Below are 504 nucleotides of genomic sequence, written 5' to 3'. Positions count from 1 at the left end.
GGAAAAGCTGTTCGGTCCAGCGATGGCATTATTGAATGACAGGTCAGTGTTACCGTCGATCACATATACGCCACGGGTTGAGGATCCGAGCGTGGTGGTGCCGTTAGATTCAATGGTGGTCGTCTTGTGACCGATTGTGCCGTCATTGTTCAGGTCGGCGTTATAATCCGTCTCAACATCCACAACGTTGGAGATGGTGTTGCTGCTGATATACTGGCCGGATCCATCAGTGACCCATTCACTATAAGTGCCATCGGTGTTTTGCCATAAAACAAGGAAGCCGCTACCCGATGCCTCGGCCTGAATGGCTTGCCAGCCAGCGAAGCTATTAGGCCCGGCATTTGCCCCGGCATAGGTTAGTTGAACGTTGCCATTGACCTGGTATCCATTTTGCGTGGAGTAGACGAGCGTTGTCGGTCCAACGGCGTCAATCGTGTTTGTGGTATGTCCAATTGTGCTGTCATTGTTCAGGTCGGCGTTATAAAACGTCTCAACATCCACGAT

Annotated in this window: 1 protein-coding gene; it reads right to left on the bottom strand. The window is 51.2% G+C overall.

Annotation, left to right across the window (positions count from 1 at the left end; all coding sequences use genetic code 11):
* Window positions 1-504, bottom strand: a 504-nt coding sequence (locus ALB80_RS21690) for a hypothetical protein (RefSeq protein ID WP_216597704.1), incomplete at both ends; no start/stop codon positions are given.

It is taken from the genome of Ruegeria sp. 6PALISEP08 (assembly GCF_001238295.1).
GTDB lineage: Bacteria > Pseudomonadota > Alphaproteobacteria > Rhodobacterales > Rhodobacteraceae > Ruegeria.
This window is presented reverse-complemented; position numbering and strand designations above follow the sequence as displayed.